This window comes from Brevundimonas sp. (genome assembly GCF_036963785.1).
Taxonomy (GTDB): Bacteria; Pseudomonadota; Alphaproteobacteria; order Caulobacterales; family Caulobacteraceae; genus Brevundimonas.
The window spans coordinates 351,434-369,050 of sequence record NZ_JBALUS010000003.1; the positions used below are offsets into that span (position 1 = coordinate 351,434).

At 68.5% G+C, this 17,617-nt stretch carries 22 protein-coding genes; 14 read left to right on the forward strand and 8 right to left on the reverse strand.

The window, feature by feature from the left end:
- Position 1: 1 nt before the first annotated feature.
- The 3 genes from V7672_RS08410 to V7672_RS08420 form a co-directional block, all read right to left on the reverse strand.
- Positions 2–613 carry a DUF6655 family protein gene (locus V7672_RS08410; RefSeq protein WP_335624146.1) on the reverse strand — a complete coding sequence of 204 codons (612 nt, stop codon included), beginning with the start codon at positions 611–613 and terminating at the stop codon, positions 2–4.
- Positions 610–1,050, reverse strand: a complete 441-nt coding sequence (locus V7672_RS08415) for a VOC family protein (protein ID WP_335624147.1) — start codon at positions 1,048–1,050, stop codon at positions 610–612. The genes V7672_RS08410 and V7672_RS08415 overlap by 4 nt, the downstream gene beginning before the upstream one ends.
- A 102-nt stretch (positions 1,051–1,152) precedes the next feature.
- Positions 1,153–1,401, reverse strand: a complete 249-nt coding sequence (locus V7672_RS08420; RefSeq protein ID WP_335624148.1) for a zinc-finger domain-containing protein — start codon at positions 1,399–1,401, stop codon at positions 1,153–1,155.
- Between the two features lie 93 nt (positions 1,402–1,494).
- Here V7672_RS08420 and V7672_RS08425 point away from each other — a divergent pair, with 93 nt between their 5' ends.
- Positions 1,495–2,469: an ABC transporter ATP-binding protein gene (locus V7672_RS08425; protein ID WP_335624149.1), complete on the forward strand. Its 975-nt coding sequence runs from the start codon at positions 1,495–1,497 to the stop codon at positions 2,467–2,469.
- Between the two features lie 7 nt (positions 2,470–2,476).
- On the opposite strand, the gene V7672_RS08430 is transcribed toward V7672_RS08425, so the two are convergent.
- From V7672_RS08430 to V7672_RS08440, 3 genes are read right to left on the reverse strand one after another with little or no spacing between them, the layout of a single operon-like run.
- A complete protein-coding gene (locus V7672_RS08430; protein ID WP_335624150.1) occupies positions 2,477–2,818 on the reverse strand; it encodes a Tat pathway signal protein in 342 nt (113 codons plus the stop codon).
- 57 nt (positions 2,819–2,875) lie between these two features.
- Positions 2,876–3,880: a biotin synthase BioB gene (gene bioB, locus V7672_RS08435; protein WP_335624151.1), complete on the reverse strand. Its 1,005-nt coding sequence runs from the start codon at positions 3,878–3,880 to the stop codon at positions 2,876–2,878.
- A gap of 43 nt (positions 3,881–3,923) precedes the next feature.
- On the reverse strand, positions 3,924–4,853 hold the full coding sequence (locus V7672_RS08440; RefSeq protein ID WP_335624152.1) for an aspartyl protease family protein: 930 nt from the start codon (positions 4,851–4,853) through the stop codon (positions 3,924–3,926).
- Positions 4,854–5,036: 183 nt separating this feature from the next.
- Here V7672_RS08440 and ahcY point away from each other — a divergent pair, with 183 nt between their 5' ends.
- The 3 genes from ahcY (at position 5,037) to V7672_RS08455 (ending at position 7,278) form a co-directional block, all read left to right on the forward strand.
- The gene (gene ahcY / locus V7672_RS08445) at positions 5,037–6,428 is read left to right on the forward strand and encodes an adenosylhomocysteinase (protein ID WP_335624153.1); all 1,392 of its coding nucleotides are present in this window, start codon (positions 5,037–5,039) and stop codon (positions 6,426–6,428) included.
- A 66-nt stretch (positions 6,429–6,494) separates the two neighbouring features.
- Positions 6,495–6,701 (forward strand): twin transmembrane helix small protein, encoded by a 207-nt coding sequence (locus V7672_RS08450; protein WP_322257466.1) that lies wholly within the window; start codon positions 6,495–6,497, stop codon positions 6,699–6,701.
- Between the two features lie 4 nt (positions 6,702–6,705).
- Positions 6,706–7,278, forward strand: coding sequence for a cob(I)yrinic acid a,c-diamide adenosyltransferase (locus V7672_RS08455; RefSeq protein ID WP_335624154.1), 573 nt, complete (start codon positions 6,706–6,708; stop codon positions 7,276–7,278).
- Positions 7,279–7,288: 10 nt separating this feature from the next.
- On the opposite strand, the gene V7672_RS08460 is transcribed toward V7672_RS08455, so the two are convergent.
- The gene (locus V7672_RS08460; RefSeq protein WP_335624155.1) at positions 7,289–7,630 is read right to left on the reverse strand and encodes a hypothetical protein; all 342 of its coding nucleotides are present in this window, start codon (positions 7,628–7,630) and stop codon (positions 7,289–7,291) included.
- Between the two features lie 135 nt (positions 7,631–7,765).
- Between V7672_RS08460 and V7672_RS08465 the strand changes: the two genes are divergently transcribed.
- The 6 genes from V7672_RS08465 (at position 7,766) to V7672_RS08490 (ending at position 13,571) form a co-directional block, all read left to right on the forward strand.
- Positions 7,766–8,530, forward strand: a complete 765-nt coding sequence (locus V7672_RS08465) for an electron transfer flavoprotein subunit beta/FixA family protein (protein WP_335624156.1) — start codon at positions 7,766–7,768, stop codon at positions 8,528–8,530.
- Positions 8,530–9,459 (forward strand): electron transfer flavoprotein subunit alpha/FixB family protein, encoded by a 930-nt coding sequence (locus V7672_RS08470; RefSeq protein ID WP_335624157.1) that lies wholly within the window; start codon positions 8,530–8,532, stop codon positions 9,457–9,459. The genes V7672_RS08465 and V7672_RS08470 overlap by 1 nt, the downstream gene beginning before the upstream one ends.
- Positions 9,460–9,536: 77 nt before the next feature.
- Complete coding sequence (map, locus tag V7672_RS08475; RefSeq protein ID WP_335624158.1) at positions 9,537–10,283, forward strand: type I methionyl aminopeptidase; 747 nt, start codon at positions 9,537–9,539, stop codon at positions 10,281–10,283.
- Entirely contained in the window at positions 10,283–10,561 is a 279-nt protein-coding gene (locus V7672_RS08480) for a DUF167 domain-containing protein (protein ID WP_335624159.1), read from the forward strand. Before map ends, V7672_RS08480 begins: the two co-directional genes overlap by 1 nt.
- A 102-nt stretch (positions 10,562–10,663) precedes the next feature.
- Positions 10,664–12,163: an amidohydrolase gene (locus tag V7672_RS08485; protein ID WP_335624160.1), complete on the forward strand. Its 1,500-nt coding sequence runs from the start codon at positions 10,664–10,666 to the stop codon at positions 12,161–12,163.
- 1 nt (position 12,164) lies between these two features.
- Positions 12,165–13,571, forward strand: a complete 1,407-nt coding sequence (locus V7672_RS08490; protein WP_335624161.1) for an amidohydrolase family protein — start codon at positions 12,165–12,167, stop codon at positions 13,569–13,571.
- A 6-nt stretch (positions 13,572–13,577) separates the two neighbouring features.
- Here the strand turns inward: V7672_RS08490 and V7672_RS08495 are convergent, their stop codons facing one another.
- Positions 13,578–13,832 (reverse strand): Lrp/AsnC family transcriptional regulator, encoded by a 255-nt coding sequence (locus V7672_RS08495; protein ID WP_209119734.1) that lies wholly within the window; start codon positions 13,830–13,832, stop codon positions 13,578–13,580.
- A 116-nt stretch (positions 13,833–13,948) separates the two neighbouring features.
- Here V7672_RS08495 and V7672_RS08500 point away from each other — a divergent pair, with 116 nt between their 5' ends.
- From V7672_RS08500 to V7672_RS08515, 4 genes are all read left to right on the forward strand, one after another.
- Positions 13,949–14,725, forward strand: coding sequence for an alpha/beta hydrolase (locus V7672_RS08500; RefSeq protein WP_335624162.1), 777 nt, complete (start codon positions 13,949–13,951; stop codon positions 14,723–14,725).
- 59 nt (positions 14,726–14,784) lie between these two features.
- Positions 14,785–15,462: a bifunctional 4-hydroxy-2-oxoglutarate aldolase/2-dehydro-3-deoxy-phosphogluconate aldolase gene (locus tag V7672_RS08505; protein ID WP_335624163.1), complete on the forward strand. Its 678-nt coding sequence runs from the start codon at positions 14,785–14,787 to the stop codon at positions 15,460–15,462.
- Positions 15,463–16,088: 626 nt separating this feature from the next.
- A complete protein-coding gene (locus V7672_RS08510) occupies positions 16,089–16,775 on the forward strand; it encodes a DsbA family oxidoreductase (protein WP_335624164.1) in 687 nt (228 codons plus the stop codon).
- Positions 16,776–16,898: 123 nt separating this feature from the next.
- Positions 16,899–17,591: a DUF6891 domain-containing protein gene (locus V7672_RS08515; RefSeq protein ID WP_335624165.1), complete on the forward strand. Its 693-nt coding sequence runs from the start codon at positions 16,899–16,901 to the stop codon at positions 17,589–17,591.
- The last annotated feature ends 26 nt before the right edge of the window (positions 17,592–17,617 follow it).

A 17,617-nucleotide genomic window follows, 5' to 3' on the forward strand; every position in this document is an offset into this window, starting at 1 on the left:
GTCAGAACTGCAACCAGCTGTCGCCCGGCTCCCGATCGCCGGGATCCAGCCGCTGCTGTCCCCAGGCGAAGATCATCAGCATCTGGTGGCTGCGGATGCGGAATTGGCCGGTCATGGGCACGATGGCGCCCAGCGCCTGCCCCGTCTTCGCATCATAGACAAAGCCCGAGAACTCGGCGACGCCGACCCGGTCGCGGCGGCTGTAGACCGACAGCTCGGGCACCGAGACGACATTGAAGGTGTCGTTGATCGGCAGGCGCACGGCGGGAATGCCGAACACGCGTCGCATCTGTTCCAGCGACAGGGCCCCGGCGCGAATTTCGAAGATGGCGTCTGCCTCGTCCCGCGTGCGGGCGATGGGATAGCCGGCCTCCAGAACCGCGCCCCGAATGGCGCTGACGGCATAGGGGGCGCTTTCGGCGCGGAAATAGGTGTCGTCGACGAAGACGCGGGTTCCTGGCGGCACGGGCAGGCGCAGGCCGTCGACGGCGGCATCGGTCGCGCGCGCCACCAGCAGCTGTTCGGTGGCTGTGCGTCCGGGATTGGTCTCGGTGGTCGAGGCACAGGCCGTCAGCGACAGGGCTGCCAGACCGATGGCGAGCGCCGCCCTCACCAGCTGCCCTCGTTCGGCATGGAGATCCAGGGTTCGGCCGGGGTCAGGGCCTGTCCCTCCTGCAGCAGTTCGATGGAAATGCCGTCCGGCGAGCGGACGAAGGCCATGCGCCCGTCTCGCGGCGGCCGGTTGATGGTGATGCCCGCGTCCATCAGCTTCTGGCAGGTCGCATGGATGTCATCCACCTTGTAGGCGAGGTGGCCGAAATTGCGCCCGCCGCTGTAGGTCTCGGGGTCCCAGTTGTACGTCAGCTCCAGCTCGGGCGAGCGGTCGGCGGCGGACCGGTCCAGATCTTTGGGGGCGGCGAGGAACACCAGGGTGAACCGCCCGGCCTCATTGTCCATGCGGCGGACTTCGGTCAGGCCCAGATGATCGCACCAGAAGCGAAGCGAGGCGTCCAGGTCAGAGACCCGGACCATGGTGTGCAGATAGCGCATGCGGTCCAGCCGGTTCGGGGGAGGGAGCGGGATGGGGGTCTTCTAGCGCCTCTGGATCGTCCAGGGGGTCAAGTCGCGTAACGGGCGACGGGTCGCCGGTGCCTAGTGAGCGTCGTGGCGCGGGGCCGGGTCGCGATATTCATTGTCCAGAGCCAGATCGGCCACCAGCACGAAGCGTCGGTCACAATAGCCGCACTCGACCGCGCCGCCGTCGCCGATCTCCATATAGACCAGCGGATGGCCCAGCGCCCCGCCGCCGCCGTCGCAGGCGACCCGGTGCTGCACGACAGGGATCTCCTCGGGGGCCAATTCGGCGGAACCGGGGACGGGAACGGGATGACGCGGCGGCATTTCTGAACCCTGAGCTTGGCGCGGAGGCGAGCGAGGCATACCTATGCGGCGCGCCCATCGGCGTCAAACGCCTGATCCTGTATTCGGAACCTCATGACCGCTGCTTCTTCGCTGCCCGACTCCGCCATCCGCATCCGTGGCCTGACCAAGACCTATGCCGGCTCGAAGAAGGCCCCGCCCAAGGAGGCGCTGAAGGGCATCGATCTGGATATCCCTCGCGGCGCCATGTTCGGCCTGCTGGGGCCGAACGGTGCCGGAAAGTCGACCCTGATCAACATTCTGGCAGGGGTGGTCAAGAAGACCTCGGGCGAGGTGTCGATCTGGGGCCGGGACATCGATACCCAGCCGCGCGACGCCCGCGCAGCCCTTGGTGTCGTGCCGCAGGAGATCGTCGCCGACGTCTTTTTCACGCCGCGCGAGTCGCTGGAGGTCCAGGCGGGCTTCTATGGCGTGCCGGCCAATGAACGACGCTCGGATGCCCTGCTGGCCGCGCTCGGCCTGTCGGACAAGGCCAATGCCTATGTCCGGGCCCTGTCGGGTGGCATGAAGCGGCGGCTGATGGTGGCCAAGGCGCTGGTGCACGCTCCGCCGGTGCTGATCCTCGATGAGCCGACGGCCGGCGTCGACGTCGAGCTGCGTCGCCAGCTTTGGGAATACGTGCGCCGCCTGAACGCCGAGGGCGTCACCATCCTGTTGACCACCCACTATCTGGAAGAGGCGCAGGAGCTCTGTGACACCATCGCCATCGTCAACCGGGGGCAGGTGGTGGCCTGCGAGCCCACGCCGCAACTGCTGCGGCGGCTGGACACCCGCAATGTGGTGGTTTCGCCCGAGACGCCGATGGCGACTCCGCCGGTGCTGGACGGCTTTGAAGTCACCAAACGTCCGGGCGGCGCCTTTTCGGTCACCTATCGCAAGGGCCGCTCTTCGGTGGAGCAGGTGCTGGCTGCGGTTCGCGCAGCGGGCGTCACCATCGCCGACATCTCGACCGAGGATCCCGATCTGGAAGACGTCTTCCTGGCCCTGACCTATGGCGATGATGCCCAGGGCGATCCGACGAAGGACTGATCCGTCCTCAGAAGGCCATCACCGTGCCCAGCAGGAAACGGGCGCCGGGCCGGCCCAGCGTCTGGTCGGTGGCGGCCTGAAGCTCGCGGGCCAGCCGCTCGACATCCGGCGGAGCATCGCCCCGCAGGCTGGCGGCCACCCGAGCGATCACCTGGTTGTAGGCGGCCCTCAGCCGGGGCGCGGACTGGCCTGCCCGGGTATGCAGGGCGGCATCGGCCACATCCAGCCCGGTCTCGACCGTCAGCACACCGCGTCGCCCGCCCGCCCGGCTGAAGTTCGCCGTCGAGGTGCCGATCTGGATATAGGTCTGTCGCGCCGCACCGCCGCCACCGCCACCGCCACCGGTCATGGACCTCTCCCGAAACTGTCTCCCGGGTAGACCTAGCGCAGCGGGCTTAAGGGCCGGTTACGCGGCGCTCTCGACCGCCTGGGGACGGTCCGTAACCATGGGCCTCAGGTCCAGCTTGGCGAACAGGCGGGTGTCGGCATCGGCATCGGGATTGGCGGTGGTCAGCAGGCGGTCGCCGACGAAGATGGAGTTGGCTCCGGCGAGGAAACACAGGGCCTGCATTTCGGGGCTCATGGCCTCGCGGCCCGCGGACAGGCGCACCATCGACCGGGGGCAGACGATGCGGGCGACAGCGACCGTACGGACGAATTCGATGGGGTCGATTTCCCCCTCGCGCTTCACCCGATCACCCAGGGGCGTGCCGGTGACGGGCACCAGGGCATTGACCGGCAGGCTGTCCGGATGGGCGGGCAGGGTGGCCAGGGCGTGCAACAGGCCGGCCCGGTCGCGCCGCGCCTCGCCCATGCCGACGATCCCGCCACAGCAGGTGCTCATCCCCGCATCCCGCACATGCTTTAGCGTCTCCAGCCGGTCCTGATAGGTCCGGGTGGTGACGACATCATCGTAATAGTCGGGGCCGGTGTCGAGGTTGTGGTTGTAATAGTCGAGCCCGGCATCCTTCAGCTGGCGGGCCTGATCGGCGGTCAGCATGCCGAGCGTGGCGCAGGTCTCGAGCCCCAGAGCCTTCACGCCCGAGATCATGGCTGCCAGCTTCGGCGTGTCGCGGTCCTTAAGCTCACGCCAGGCCGCGCCCATGCAGAACCGGTCGGCGCCTCCGGCCTTGGCCGCCATGGCCTCGGCCAGCACGGCCTGGGTGTCCATCAGCTTCTCGGCCTTGAGGCCCGTGTCGAAGCTGGCCGACTGGGAGCAATAGCCGCAGTTCTCGGCGCAGCCGCCGGTCTTGATCGACAGCAGGCGGCTGAGCTGGACCTCGGACGGGTCAAAGGTCTGGCGGTGCACCTCGGCGGCCTGGAACACCAGCTCCATGAAGGGCTGTTCGAACAGGGCCTCCACCTCTTCAAGAGTCCAGTCGTGGCGGGGGGTGGCGAGGTCACGGGTCATGGGGCGCTTGATGCGACGGCGCGTGCGCCGGGGCAAGAGGCCGCTAGATTTCCATCAGCAGTTCGCCGTCGCGCAGGTCGATCACGACGCGACTGAAGACCCCCAGCACATCGACGCCGAGCAGCATGGCCGGGCGATCCGCCAGACCCAGATGCCGGAAGATGTAGAAGTCCCCCATCAGTACGCCCAGCCGATCCAGCACCATGTCGCCCAGCCGCACCGCATCCACCACCATCGGCCGCGCGGCCATGGCCCGTCCCGTGGGGGATTGCACTGCCCGTCCGGTGTCTGAGTTGCGCAGCACCAGATCGCGCGCGCCGGCCTCTGCGGCCAAAACCGGGTTGATCAGGCTGACCTCGGCCCCGGTGTCGATGACGGCGCGAACGGGGCGTCCCCGCACGCGGGCATCGACCACCATCAACTGCTCGGCCACGCCGTCCGGTTCGCGCACGACGGGCGGGGTGAAGCGCACGCGCGGGCGCTCCGCGGCGAGGAAGCCCTGCTCCTCGATGCGGGGGCGTCCGATTGTGGCCCTGTGGCGGCCCCGAAAGCGGAACACCAGTCGATGTCCGGCCAGAAGGTCCAGCCCCAGCAGACCGTCCAGCCCCAGCATGCCGCGCCGGTCGCCGAGGGCCAGCCGGGGATCCGTCCGGTTCAGGGCGCCACTGCGGATCTGTCCGGCCCGGACCCACGGCACCCGTTCGACGCCAACCACGGTGTGCATATCGATCTCGCCGCCGACCGTGAGACCCAGCCGGGGCATCAGGTCCGAGGCCAGAACCGAGGCACTGGCGGCGGTATCCAGCGCAAACCTGAGGCCGGCCTGTCCGTCGATCTCGACCTCGACCACGCCCCGCCCGGAGTGATCGGGGTCGGCCCCGACCGGGTCCTGGGCCCGGGACAATCCGGGCAGGACAAGGCCGGACGCGCCCGCCAGAACGAAGTCCCGTCGCGAAAAAGCGGCTGTTGCCATGCCCGGATCGCTCCTCCCAAAGCGCGTGCGGACCGGCAGGCTCGCACGAAAGCGGCACGGTGGCGAGCCGGGCATATAAGGATGTCCTTATGTGTTTGTTGCTCCCAGCGCCCGCGCGGTCTATAGCGGCGGCCACACCCGTGACCGGCCCCGATGGCCCCTGCCGCGAAAGAGCGCTCCCCCATGACCGACTACATCGTCCGCGACATCTCGCTTGCCCCCTACGGCAACAAGGAAATCGCCATCGCCGAAACCGAAATGCCCGGCCTGATGGCGCTGCGGGACGAGTTCGGCAAGGACAAGCCGCTGAAGGGTGCCCGGATCGCCGGCAGCCTGCACATGACCATCCAGACCGCCGTGCTGATCCAGACGCTGGAAGCGCTGGGGGCCGAAGTCCGCTGGGCCTCGTGCAACATCTATTCGACCCAGGACCACGCCGCGGCCGCCATCGCGGCCAACGGCACGCCGGTATTCGCCACCAAGGGCGAGACGCTGGAAGAGTACTGGGACTATGCCCACAAGATCTTCGAATGGGCCGACGGCGGCTATCCGAACCTGATCCTCGACGACGGCGGCGACGCCACCCTGCTGTGCGTGCTGGGGCCCAAGGCCGAGAAGGACGCCAGCGTTCTCGACAATCCCGAGAACGAGGAGGAAGAGGCCCTCTATGCCGTGATGAAGCGGTATCTGAAGGAAAAGCCGGGCTTCTATTCGGCCATTCGTGATGCCATCGGCGGCGTGTCGGAAGAGACCACCACGGGCGTCCACCGCCTGTACCAGATGGCCGAGCGCGGCGACCTGCCCTTCCCCGCCATCAACGTCAACGACAGCGTCACCAAGTCCAAGTTCGACAATCTGTACGGCTGCCGGGAGTCGCTGGTCGACGCCATCCGTCGCGGCACCGACGTCATGCTGTCGGGCAAGGTTGCGGTGGTCTGCGGCTATGGCGATGTGGGCAAGGGCTCGGCCGCCTCGCTGCGTCAGGGCGGCGCCCGCGTGATCGTGACCGAGATCGACCCGATCTGCGCCCTGCAGGCGGCCATGGAAGGCTATGAGGTCCAGACCCTCGACGACGTCGCCGGCTCGGCCGACATCTTCGTCACCGCCACGGGCAACAAGGACGTCATCACCGTCGATCACATGCGCGCGATGCGTCACAACGCCATCGTCTGCAACATCGGCCACTTCGACAGCGAGATTCAGGTCGCGGGCCTGAAGAACATGAAGTGGGATGAGATCAAGCCGCAGGTCGACCATGTCGAGTTCCCGGACGGCAAGAAGATCATCTTGCTGTCGAAGGGCCGTCTGGTGAACCTGGGCAATGCGACGGGCCACCCCTCGTTCGTCATGTCCGCCTCCTTCACCAACCAGGTGCTGGCCCAGATCGAACTGTGGACCAACAAGTCCAAGTACGAGAACCAGGTCTATGTCCTGCCCAAGCATCTGGACGAAAAGGTCGCCGCCCTGCACCTCGACAAGCTGGGCGCCAAGCTGACGACCCTGACCAAGGAACAGTCGGACTATATCTCGGTCCCGACCGCCGGGCCGTTCAAGCCGGACCACTACCGCTATTGATCGGCTGATTGCCGCACCCCGCCCGACCCTCTGGTCAGGCGGGGGCGCGCGGCCTAGTTTGCCCGCATGGGCAACATCGTCGACATCCTGATCCTGATCGCCATCGCCGCGGTCGCCATCACCCTCGGGTTCGGGCTGAAGGCCCTGTTCACCCCCGGGGACGCGGCGCGCAGCCAGTCCAACCATCTGATGCGCCTGCGCGTCGGCCTGCAGGCCGTGGCTGTGGTGCTGCTGGTCGCCGCCATGTGGTGGAAATCCACCCAGGGAGGCTAGGCCCATGGTCCTGCTCAACAAGATTTATACCCGCACCGGAGATGAGGGGCAGACCCGGCTGGCCAATGGCGCGCCGGTGTCCAAGACCGACCTGCGGGTCGAGGCCTATGGCGCGGTCGACGAGCTGAATGCCGTGATTGGCCTGGCCCGTCTGAACTCGGGCCAGAACGACCGGATCGACGCCATGCTGGCGCGCATCCAGAACGAGTTGTTCGATCTGGGCGCCGATCTGGCCACGCCGCTCGACCCACCCCCCGAGTGGGAGGCCCTGCGCATCATCGACAGCCAGGTCGAACGGCTGGAGCAGGAAATCGACTGGATGAACGAGAGCCAGAAGCCGCTCGACAGCTTCATCCTGCCGGGCGGATCGCCGCTTTCCACCCATCTGCATCTGGCCCGGACGGTCTGCCGTCGGGCGGAACGGTGCGCCGTCCGTCTGGTCGAGGCCGGCGTGGCGGTGACGCCTGCGGCGCTGCGCTATCTGAACCGGCTGTCAGACCATCTGTTCGTTGCCGGTCGCCGCGCCAATCACCACGGCGCTGATGACGTGAAATGGCGGCCCGGCGCCACCCGCTAGCTTTTCCGGATCACCGGCCCTGCTGGGCCCGCAGCCGGGCCCGCTCGGCGTCGACCGCGTCCTGCCGTGCCTTCTTCTGGGCGGCGGCCTGACGTTCCAGAACCAGCAGTTCGGCGTTCTTGGCCTCGGAGGCCTCCAGCCGGCTGACCCCGATCGGCCGCCCGGTGATGTCGGGAATAAAGATCGGCTGGGCACAGGTCCGGGTGGTCACATCGTACCAATTGCCCGCCGCCTCGCAGCGCTCGCCCGGGCTGACCCAGAACTGCTGATAGACCAGCAGGCCGGTGACGATCATGCCGAACAGGCCGAGAAAAAGTATGCCCAATCGCCGGAAGCTCAGAAAGCGATGCATGGTTGGTCCGGGGCTCCTTTGCCGGGGCGCGGTGTGGCTATGCCGCAGTTAGCTTGACCCGGCGTTACATTGACAGGCCGGTTTGGCCGTTCCATGTCCAACGCCACATATTCCAGCGCTTCAACGGATAGGCTCATGAAGGTTCTCGTCCCTGTCAAACGGGTGATCGACTATAACGTCAAGGCCAGGGTCAAGGCCGACCAGAGCGGGGTCGACCTCGCCAATGTCAAGATGAGCATGAACCCCTTCGACGAAATCGCCGTCGAGGAGGCTGTTCGGCTCAAGGAAGGCAAGGGGCACCATGCCGCCAATACGGCCGAGGAAATCGTCGCCGTCTCGGTCGGTGTGACCCAGGCCCAGGAGACCATCCGCAACGCCCTGGCCATCGGTGCCGACCGCGGCATTCTGGTGCAGTCCGACACGGATCTGGAGCCGCTGGCCGTGGCCAAGGTGCTCAAGGCCGTGGTCGATGAGGAAAAGCCCGATCTGGTGCTGATGGGCAAACAGGCCATCGACGGCGACAACAATGCGGTCGGCCAGATGCTGGCCGCCCTGCTGGACTGGCCGCAGGCGACCTTCGCCTCCAAGGTTGAGATCAAGGACGGCAAGGCCCAGGTCACGCGCGAGATCGACGGCGGCCTGCAGACGATCGAGGTCAGCCTGCCGGCGGTCATCACCGTCGACCTGCGCCTCAACACGCCGCGCTATGCCTCCCTGCCCAACATCATGAAGGCCAAGAAGAAAGAGATCGCCACCAAGGCGGTCGCCGACTACGGCACCGATACGGCGCCGCGCCTGAAGGTGGTCAAGGTCACCGAGCCGCCCAAGCGCGAGGCGGGTGAGAAGGTGGCTGACGCCGCCGAACTGGTTGCCAAGCTCAAGTCCAAGGGAGTCATCTGATGGCCGTTCTCGTCATTGCGGACCACGACGGCGCGACCGTCCGTGACACCACGCACAAGACCGTGACCGCTGCCGCGAAGATCGGCGGCGACATCGACATCCTGGTCGTGGGCGAAGGCGCCAAGGGCGCGGCCGACGCGGCCGCCAGGATCAAGGGTGTACGCAAGGTCCTGCTGGCTGAGAGCGCCGGTCTGGGCAAGGTTCTGGCCGAGGCCGTCGAGGCCACCGTCCTGCCGCTGGCCGACGGCTATGACGCCATCGTCGCTCCGGCCACCACGGACGGCAAGAATTTCGCCCCGCGTATTGCGGCCAAGCTCGACGTCGCCCCGATCTCGGACATCATCGAGGTCGTGTCGGCCGATACCTTCGTGCGCCCCATCTATGCGGGCAACGCGCTGGAAACCGTCCAGTCCTCCGATGCCAAGAAGGTCATCACCGTCCGTCCGACCGGCTTTGATGCGGCGGAAGAAGGCGGCTCGGCTCCGGTCGAGCCCGTGACCGGCGGCGATGCCCCGAAGACGACCTTCGTCTCCGAGGAAAAGGTCAAATCGGATCGCCCCGAACTGGGTGCAGCGAAGATCGTCGTGTCCGGCGGCCGGGCCCTCGGCTCGTCCGAGGAATTCCACGCCGTCATGGACCCGCTGGCGGACAAGCTTGGGGCCGCTGTCGGCGCCTCGCGCGCCGCGGTCGACGCCGGCTATGCGCCGAACGACTATCAGGTCGGTCAGACCGGCAAGGTCGTCGCCCCCGAGCTCTACATTGCCATCGGCATTTCGGGCGCCATCCAGCATCTGGCCGGCATGAAGGACTCCAAGATCATCGTTGCGATCAACAAGGATCCGGACGCTCCGATCTTCCAGGTCGCCGACTATGGTCTGGTCGCCGACTACAAGACCGCCGTGCCCGAGCTGATGACGGCACTGGGCTGATCCGGTCTGAAGACTGAAGGCAGGGGGCGCGGCGTCACGGACCCGCGCCCCTTTCTCGTTCAACCACAGGAGCGCCCGTGACCATCGAAAGCGAAGACCAGCTGGAAAAGCTGCGTGCGGTCGGCGGGCTGGTTGCGCGGACCCTGGCCGCCATGGGCAAGGCGCTGGAGCCCGGCATGACCACGCGCGAGCTGGACGCCCTCGCGCGGGCGATGCTGGAGACGGAAGGCGCCCGGTCCGCGCCCGAGCTGACCTATGGCTTTCCCGGCGCGACCTGCATCTCGGTCGGACCCGACTGCGCCCACGGCATCCCGGACGACACGCGGGTGAAGGCCGGCGACCTGATCAACATCGACGTCTCGGCCGAACTGGACGGCTATTTCGGCGATACCGGGGCCAGTTTCGCGGTGCCGCCGACCCGGCCGCGCGTCGAACGTCTTTGCCGTGACGGCCGGCGCGCCATGTGGGCGGGCATCCGGGCGGTAAAGCCCGGCGGGCGCCTCAATGCCATCGGTCGTGCCATCGAAACCTTCGCCGACCAGAACGGCTACAGCCTTGTCCGCAACCTCTCCAGCCATGGCGTCGGGCGGTCCCTGCATGACGATCCGGCCGAGATCGCGACCTGGTACGAGCCCGAGGACCGGCGCGTGATCCCCGAGGGCCTGGTCTTCACCATTGAGCCTTTCCTCTCGCTGGGCGCGGACTGGGTCGATGAACGCGACGACGGCTGGACGTTGTACCCGCCTCTGGAGGAGCCCACGGTCCAGTACGAGCACACCCTGGTGGCGACCCGGCGGGGACCTGTGATCCTGACGCTGGCCTGATGGCCCGTCTGTTCGTCAAGCTCACACCCGGGGCGGCGCAGGATCGGCTGGACGGCTGGGACAGCGATCCCGAGGGGCGGTCCGTGCTCAAGGTGCGCGTCCGCGCCCGCCCGATCGAGGGCAAGGCCAATGACGCCCTCGTCCGTCTGGTCGCCGATGCCCTGGGCGTGCCACGCAGTGCCGTCTCTCTCGTTCAGGGCGACCGGAGCCGGATCAAGCGGCTGGAGGTCGACGGCCTCGGCGACGATGAGGTCCGGCAGCGCCTTACAGCTTTGTAATGAATCCGTCTTTGACGGGACGGGCGGAACCCTCTTGTAATCCCCGCTTCGCGTGCTCTGCCGGAGCGGGCGCAGATCCGGTTGACTGGGGAGCTGACCACCATGTTCACAATACGTCTGCGGGGGTCCGCATCCGGGCCGCTCGCCCTCATCCTTGCCGCCACGCTCGGTCTGTCGGCCTGTGCCACCACGGGTGAAGGCGCCCCCTATGACGGGAATGGCGACGCCGCCCCGGCGCGCGAGGCCAAGGCCCTGCCGACCGGCATGGATGCGGCCGCCAATCCGGACCCCTATCCCTCGACCTATCGCGGTCTGCCGCGCGAGAACCTGGCCATCGTCGGGGCGACGGTCTTCACCGGCGACGGGCGCAAGATCGAGAACGGCGTGGTCATCCTGACGGACGGCAAGGTCGCCGCGGTCGGCGATGCCTCGACCGCCCTCCCGGCCGGTCACCGGGTGATCGATGCCGAGGGCCGCTATGTGACCCCCGGCATCATCGATGTGCACAGCCACCTCGGCGTCTATCCGTCCCCCGGTGTTCAGGGGATGAGCGACGGCAACGAGGCGACCAACCCCAACACCGCCGAGGTCTGGGCCGAGCATTCGGTCTGGCCGCAGGACCCGGGCTTCAACACCGCTCGCGCCGGCGGCGTCACCACCCTCCACATCCTGCCCGGCTCCGCCAATCTGTTCGGCGGGCGGGGTGTGACGCTCCGCAATGTGCCCTCGGTCACCATGCAGGGCATGAAGTTCCCGGACGCCCCCTACACGGTGAAGATGGCCTGCGGGGAGAACCCGAGCCGCGTCTATGGCGGTCGTGGCCGTTCGCCGGCCACCGGCATGGGCAATATGGCCGGCTATCGCGCCGCCTTCATCGCGGCCCAGGACTATCGCCAGAAGTGGGACAAGTGGCGCGAGACGGGCGAGGGCAACCCGCCCACCCGCAACCTGCAGCACGAGACGCTGGTGGGCGTGCTGGACGGCTCGATCCTGATCCAGAACCACTGCTATCGCGGCGACGAGATGGCCCTGATGATCGATATGTCGAAGGAGTTCGGCTATCGCATCACCACCTTCCACCACGCGACCGAGGCCTACAAGGTCGCCCCCATGCTGGCGCGCGAGGGCATCTGCGCGGCCATGTGGACCGGCTGGTGGGGCTTCAAGATGGAGAGCCTCGACGCGATCGAGGAGAACGTCGCCCTGGTCGATGCGCCGGAAGGCTCCTGCGCCGTGGTCCACTCGGATGACGCCGAACTGATCCAGCGCCTCAACCAGGAGGCCGCCGCGGCGCTGGCCGCCGGTCGTCGGGCGGGTCTGGACCTGACCGAAGAGCATGCCATCGGCTGGATCACCCTGAACGCCGCGCGCGCCATCGGCATCGATGCCCAGACGGGCTCTCTGACCCCCGGCAAGCGCGCTGATGTCGTCATCTGGAGCGCCAACCCCTTCTCCATCTATGCGCGGGCCGACCAGGTGTTCGTCGACGGGGGGCTGGCCTTCGACCGGTTCGACCCGACCTATCAGCCCGTGTCCGACTTTGAACTGGGCCAGCCCGGCTATGGCCAGTCGGCCGCCGGTGTCCGCCAGGGAGCCCGCTGATATGACCCATGATCGTCTCTCCTCCCTCAAGACCCTGTTTGTCGGTGCCGTCGCTGCGGTCGGCCTCGTGGCCACCCCGGCGCTCGCCCAGGACCGGCCTCAAGCAGCGCGAAGCGCGGTAGGCCCCGAAACCGTCGCCGTCACCGGCGGTCGCGTTCTGACCGGCACCTCGGTGATCGAGAACGGCACCGTCGTCATGCGCGGCGGCCGGATCGTCTCGGTCGGCACGGGCGCAGCCCCCGCCGGTGCCCGCGTCATCGACGCCACGGGCCAGGTCGTGGCCCCCGGCTTTGTCGCGGTCGACTCGGGCCTTGGCGGGTCCGAGGTCTCCTCGGTCGGCGGCACCAATGACCTCCGGAACGCCTCCAACACGCTCAGCGCCGCCTTTGACGTCTCCTACGGGCTCGACCCCTGGTCGATCACCCTGCCGGTCGCGCGTCTGGGCGGGGTGACCCGCGCCATCGTGGTGCCGAACCACCCCGGCTCATCCGGCGGCCACTATCACGAGGAAGACACCGCCGGCGCGGGCGAGGGCGGCTATCACTCACCCGGCCTGTTCGCGGGTCAGGCGGCGGTGATCCATCTGGCCGAGGGGGCGGACATCCTCGTCCGCCCGCGCGTTGCCATGGTCGCCCCGTTCGGTGAGGCCGGCGCCGGTGTGGCCGGCGGGTCGCGCGGCGGGGCCATGGTCCTGTTCCGCGAGACCCTGGACGAGGTGCGCCTCTATGCCCGCAACAAGGCCGCCTATCAGCGCGACGACCTGCGGCCCCTGTCGCTGTCACGCGCCGACCTCGAGGCCCTGATCCCGGTGGCCGAGGGGCGGATGCCGCTGATCATCACCGTGTCGCGCGCCGCCGACATCCTGCAGGTCCTGCGCCTCGCCGAGGAAGAGGGCCTGAAGGTCATCCTCGACGGGGCCGAGGAAGGCTGGCTGGTCGCCGACCAGATCGCTGCCGCCGGTGTGCCTGTGCTGCTCAACCCGATCACCAACCTGCCCGGCAATTTCGAGCGCCGGGCGGCGCGGATGCAGAATGCGGCAGCCCTCAATGCCGCAGGCGTCGTCATCGCCATCAAGGGCAATGAGGGCTCGATCCACCGGGCGCGCGAGACCCGCTACAACGCCGGCAACGCCGTCTCGCACGGCCTGCCCTATGAGGCGGCGATCGCGGCGATCACGGTCAATCCGGCACGCATCTTCGGCATGGACGGCCAGTTCGGGGAACTGCGCGCGGGCGCGGCCGCCGATGTGGTCATCTGGACCGGCGATCCGCTGGAGCCGCTGAGCCAGCCCGTGGCCATCTACATCGGCGGCGTCGAACAGCCGCTGGAGAGCCGGCCGTTCCTGCTGCGCGACCGCTATCTGGGCGGGGGCGAGGGGGCGCGTCCCCCCGCCTACTCCGCGCAGTAGGCGGCGTCAGGCGCCCGGCAGGAAGGGCGAGAAGGTGATGACGGTGAAGGTGTCGCGGATGTGGGGCCGGGTCTGGACCTCCTTCGTGACGAAGGTGCCGATGTCCATCTCCTTCGGCAGCTGGAACTTGGCCAGGAGGTCGTACTGGCCCGAGGTCGAATAGACCTCGGAGACGCGCTCGACGTTGTCGACGATGTCGGCGGCGACGTCGTTGGCGTGCCCCAGCTCGCATTTGATGAAGACGAAGATGGCGGTCATCATGGGCGGTCCCTCCGGTCGGTCGGAGGTCTGTAGCGGATGCGGACGGACGGAGTAAGGGCCTGGACCTCGAAGCCGAATACAACAACCGCCGGCGGGTGCCCGACCACGGGGCCGTCATGGCCAGGTGGGCCGAACGGGCCGAGGCGGCGCGCGCCGACCATCCGCATGAGCGGATCGCCTATGGCCCCGGCCCGCGCGAGGTGCTGGACCTGTTCACGCCCGAGGGTCAGCCGGAGGCGCCGGTCGCCGTCTTCCTGCACGGCGGCTACTGGCAGGCGCTGGACGGGGCGGCCTTCCGCGGCATTGCCCCGGCGCTGCTGAGCCACGGGGTCGCGGTCGCCCTCCCCACCTATGACCTCGCGCCGGCCGTCAGCCTGGGCCGGATCCTGCGGCAGGTGCGGACGGCCACCGACCTGATCCGCGCGCGCACCGGCACCCGCCCGCTGGTGTTCGGCCATTCGGCGGGCGGCCATATGGCGGCGGCCCTGCTGTCCGAGGGCCGGGCGGGGGCGGCGGTGGCGATCTCGGGCGTGTTCGACCTCGCCCCCCTGCTTGAGACCAGCCTGAACGCGGCGCTCCAGCTCGACCCCCTGATGGCCACCGCCCTGTCGCCGATCCACTGGCCGGCGCCGGACGGGTCCAGCCCCGGCGGCACGACGCTGGACTGCTGGGTCGGGGCCGAGGAGAGCGCCGAGTTCCGCCGTCAGTCGCACGCCATGGCCGGGCGCTGGGGCGCGGGCGGGGCCGACACCTCGGTCCGGGAGCTGGTCGGCCTCAACCACTTCACCGTGCTGGACCCGCTGTTTGACGCCGACAGCCCCGAGGTCGCCCGGCTGGTCGAACTGGCCAGAGAGGCATCAGGCGAAACCCACCGTGAAGCCGCCCCGGCTTGACGCGCGGCCCGGTTGGTCGCACCCCTGAACCCGACCCCTGCCGACCCGGAGCCTGCCTCATGCCCGCCTATCCCGCCGACCGCCTGACCGTCGTGGCCGCGCTGGAGGCGCAGGGCATCTGCCCGGTCTTCTACCACCCCCACCCCGAGGCCTGCCTCGGCATCATCCGCGCCTCGGCCCGCGCCGGGGCCCGGGTGATCGAGTTCACCGACCGGGGCGACCATGCCGCCGACCTGTTCGCCGAGCTGTCGAAGACGCTTTCCCGCACCGACCCGGAGGTCATCCTCGGCATCGGCTCGATCGTCGATCCGGGCACGGCGGCGCTCTATCTGTCGCGCGGCGCCCGGTTTGTGGTCAGCCCCTGCGGCGTCGAGGCCGTGGCCAGGCTCTGTAACCGCAAGCGCGTGGCCTATATGCCCGGCTGTGGCTCGGTCACCGAGATCAGCCAGGCCCAGGAGTGGGGCTGTGACGTCGTCAAACTGTTCCCCGGCGCACAGGTCGGCGGCCCGGCCTTCGTCAAGGCCGTCATGGGCCCCATGCCCTGGACGAAGATCATGCCGACCGGCGGGGTCGAGCCCGAGGAAGCCTCGCTCAAGGCCTGGTTCGACGCCGGCATCATCGCCGCCGGCATGGGCTCCCGCCTGATCCCCGACAAATTGGTCGACGAGGCCGACTGGGACGCCCTGGAAGCCCACATCGGCCGGGCGGTGGGGTTGGCCCGGTCCGTGCGCGGGTAAAAAAGACCGTCTGAATGGTCTGAGTTCCCATTCCTCCCCCCTCGGGGGAGGGGGACCCTCCGAAGGAGGGTGGAGGGGGCTACGGCCCGGGTTTCGGGCCTTCCGACAGACGGCGGCGCTGCTTCTGTCTCCTCCCTATCGAAGATGGGGAGGTGGCGCGGCGCGCCAGCGCCGTGACGGAGGGGCTCTTGAGGGCGAGTGCGCGGTGAAGAGCCCCTCCACCACTTCGTGGTCCCCCTCCCCATCTGCGATGGGGAGGAGACAAAAATACCGTCTGAATAGTCTGAACCGTCTCGATTGCGTCTCCGTGCCGTGAGGGGAGCGGGTAACCGGACAGTCTACGCCGCCCCGCGACCCGGTCGGTCAGAAGGGTTCGGGAACGGGCGGGGATGTTGAAAGGACTACGAAAACGGCGGGCGGCTGTGCGAGGGACGGGCGGGGGTTCATCACAGAGAACACAGAGGACGGCACAGAGGGCACGGCGGGGGCGGTGCGGGTCTGAGGTCACTGTGTGTCTCTGTGTGCTCTCTGTGCTCTCTGTGATGAACCGGCTTCGCGGGCGGGCGCGTGACGGCTGACCTTTTGCGCAGCCCGTCAGCCCCCATCTACAGCCAAAGGAGCCCCCCATGACCGCATCGCCCAAACCCCTGCAGATCGATTTTGTCTCGGACGTCGTCTGTCCCTGGTGTGTGGTGGGGCTGGGCGGGCTGGAGACGGCGCTTCGGCGGCTTACGGCCGAGGGGATCACGGCCGAGATCCGCTTTCAGCCGTTCGAGCTGAACCCCGACATGGCGCCCGAGGGCGAGAACATCACCGAGCACATCGGCCGGAAATACGGTGCCACCCCCGACCAGTCGGCGAACAACCGCACGATGATCCGCGACCGGGCGGCGGAAGCCTGGCCCGACGACGGCAAGGGCTTTGAGATGCGGATGGGGCCGGACAGCCGCATCTGGAACACCTTTGACGCCCACCGGCTGCTGCACTGGGCGGGCACGGTGGGGCTGGCCGAGCAGAGGGCGCTGAAAGAGGCCCTGTTCCGCGCCCACTTTACCGACAATCGCCCCCTGCCCGACGCCGAAGTGCTGGCCGATGCCGCAGAGGCGGCCGGGCTGGACCGGGCGGAGGCCGAGGCCGTGCTGGCCGACGGCCTCTATGCCGCCGAGGTCCGCGACGCCGAGGCCCTGTGGCGCGCGCGCGGCATCACCGGCGTGCCCGCCGTGGTGGTGGAGGGGAAGTGGTTGATCTCGGGCGGGCAGCCGGCGGCGGTGTTCGAAGAGGCGCTGCGGAAGATCGCGGGGGAGGGGGCCTGAAGAGGTTCATCACAGCGACCACAGAGGAAGGCACAGAGGGCACAGCGGGGGCGGTGCGGGGGGCTGACGGCGGGGGTGACGGGGACATGGGGCCGCTGCTAGGCTCGGTTCGGGAGGCCCGCCATGTTCAAGTTTCTGACCCGACTGTTTGGCCGTGGATCGCCGAAGGCGCCGAAGCCCGACGTTGCGGCGCCACCGCCGCCGGGAGCCCGGTACGAGCCGACCGAGGCGGATATTCTCGGGGATCTGCAGCGCTATATCGAGGTCGATGTGGCTGGCGGCTTTGTGCCTGCCGGTGAGATTGCCGAGCGGGCCGTTGAGGTGCTGGAGGGGGAGGCCGATGCCGCCCTTCTGCGGCGAGAGGCGCGGCGTCTGACCGCCGAGGCCCTGGCCGCGCACGAGGCCGCAAAGGCGCAGTGGCCCGAGGTCACCGACTGCGACCGGCTCGACGCGGCCTTTGCGGCTCTCGAGGCATCGGGCGTGATCGCTCGCCAGAACTTCACCTGCTGCGGCACGTGTGGCGCCTACGAGATCGGGGGCGAGCTGGAAGACGCCCGCTCACAGGGTCGGCCCGCGCGCGGCTATGCCTTCTATCACCAGCAGGACACCGAGCGCGGAATCGAGGGCGAAGGCCTCTACCTCAATTACGGCGCGTGCGAAGAGGGCGAGGATGCCGCCGTCGCCATCGGTCACGAAATCGTCGCGGCCCTCAAGGCCAAGGGCCTCAGCCCCGACTGGGACGGGCGCATAGAACAGCGCATCGGCGTGCCCCTGGACTGGAAGCGCCGGGGCCCGGCGCCTGCAGGCATGGCCTGATCGTTCGTGTCATCCCGGCCCGGCTG

Coding starts and splice junctions, on each gene's coding strand:
- V7672_RS08415 (WP_335624147.1), bottom strand. CDS start 1,050: ATGCGCTATCTGCACACCATGGTCCGGGTCTCTGACCTGGACGCCTCG.
- V7672_RS08420 (WP_335624148.1), bottom strand. CDS start 1,401: ATGCCGCCGCGTCATCCCGTTCCCGTCCCCGGTTCCGCCGAATTGGCC.
- V7672_RS08425 (WP_335624149.1), top strand. CDS start 1,495: ATGACCGCTGCTTCTTCGCTGCCCGACTCCGCCATCCGCATCCGTGGC.
- V7672_RS08430 (WP_335624150.1), bottom strand. CDS start 2,818: ATGACCGGTGGCGGTGGCGGTGGCGGCGGTGCGGCGCGACAGACCTAT.
- bioB (WP_335624151.1), bottom strand. CDS start 3,880: ATGACCCGTGACCTCGCCACCCCCCGCCACGACTGGACTCTTGAAGAG.
- V7672_RS08440 (WP_335624152.1), bottom strand. CDS start 4,853: ATGGCAACAGCCGCTTTTTCGCGACGGGACTTCGTTCTGGCGGGCGCG.
- ahcY (WP_335624153.1), top strand. CDS start 5,037: ATGACCGACTACATCGTCCGCGACATCTCGCTTGCCCCCTACGGCAAC.
- V7672_RS08450 (WP_322257466.1), top strand. CDS start 6,495: ATGGGCAACATCGTCGACATCCTGATCCTGATCGCCATCGCCGCGGTC.
- V7672_RS08455 (WP_335624154.1), top strand. CDS start 6,706: ATGGTCCTGCTCAACAAGATTTATACCCGCACCGGAGATGAGGGGCAG.
- V7672_RS08460 (WP_335624155.1), bottom strand. CDS start 7,630: ATGCATCGCTTTCTGAGCTTCCGGCGATTGGGCATACTTTTTCTCGGC.
- V7672_RS08465 (WP_335624156.1), top strand. CDS start 7,766: ATGAAGGTTCTCGTCCCTGTCAAACGGGTGATCGACTATAACGTCAAG.
- V7672_RS08470 (WP_335624157.1), top strand. CDS start 8,530: ATGGCCGTTCTCGTCATTGCGGACCACGACGGCGCGACCGTCCGTGAC.
- V7672_RS08480 (WP_335624159.1), top strand. CDS start 10,283: ATGGCCCGTCTGTTCGTCAAGCTCACACCCGGGGCGGCGCAGGATCGG.
- V7672_RS08485 (WP_335624160.1), top strand. CDS start 10,664: ATGTTCACAATACGTCTGCGGGGGTCCGCATCCGGGCCGCTCGCCCTC.
- V7672_RS08490 (WP_335624161.1), top strand. CDS start 12,165: ATGACCCATGATCGTCTCTCCTCCCTCAAGACCCTGTTTGTCGGTGCC.
- V7672_RS08495 (WP_209119734.1), bottom strand. CDS start 13,832: ATGATGACCGCCATCTTCGTCTTCATCAAATGCGAGCTGGGGCACGCC.
- V7672_RS08500 (WP_335624162.1), top strand. CDS start 13,949: ATGGCCAGGTGGGCCGAACGGGCCGAGGCGGCGCGCGCCGACCATCCG.
- V7672_RS08505 (WP_335624163.1), top strand. CDS start 14,785: ATGCCCGCCTATCCCGCCGACCGCCTGACCGTCGTGGCCGCGCTGGAG.
- V7672_RS08510 (WP_335624164.1), top strand. CDS start 16,089: ATGACCGCATCGCCCAAACCCCTGCAGATCGATTTTGTCTCGGACGTC.
- V7672_RS08515 (WP_335624165.1), top strand. CDS start 16,899: ATGTTCAAGTTTCTGACCCGACTGTTTGGCCGTGGATCGCCGAAGGCG.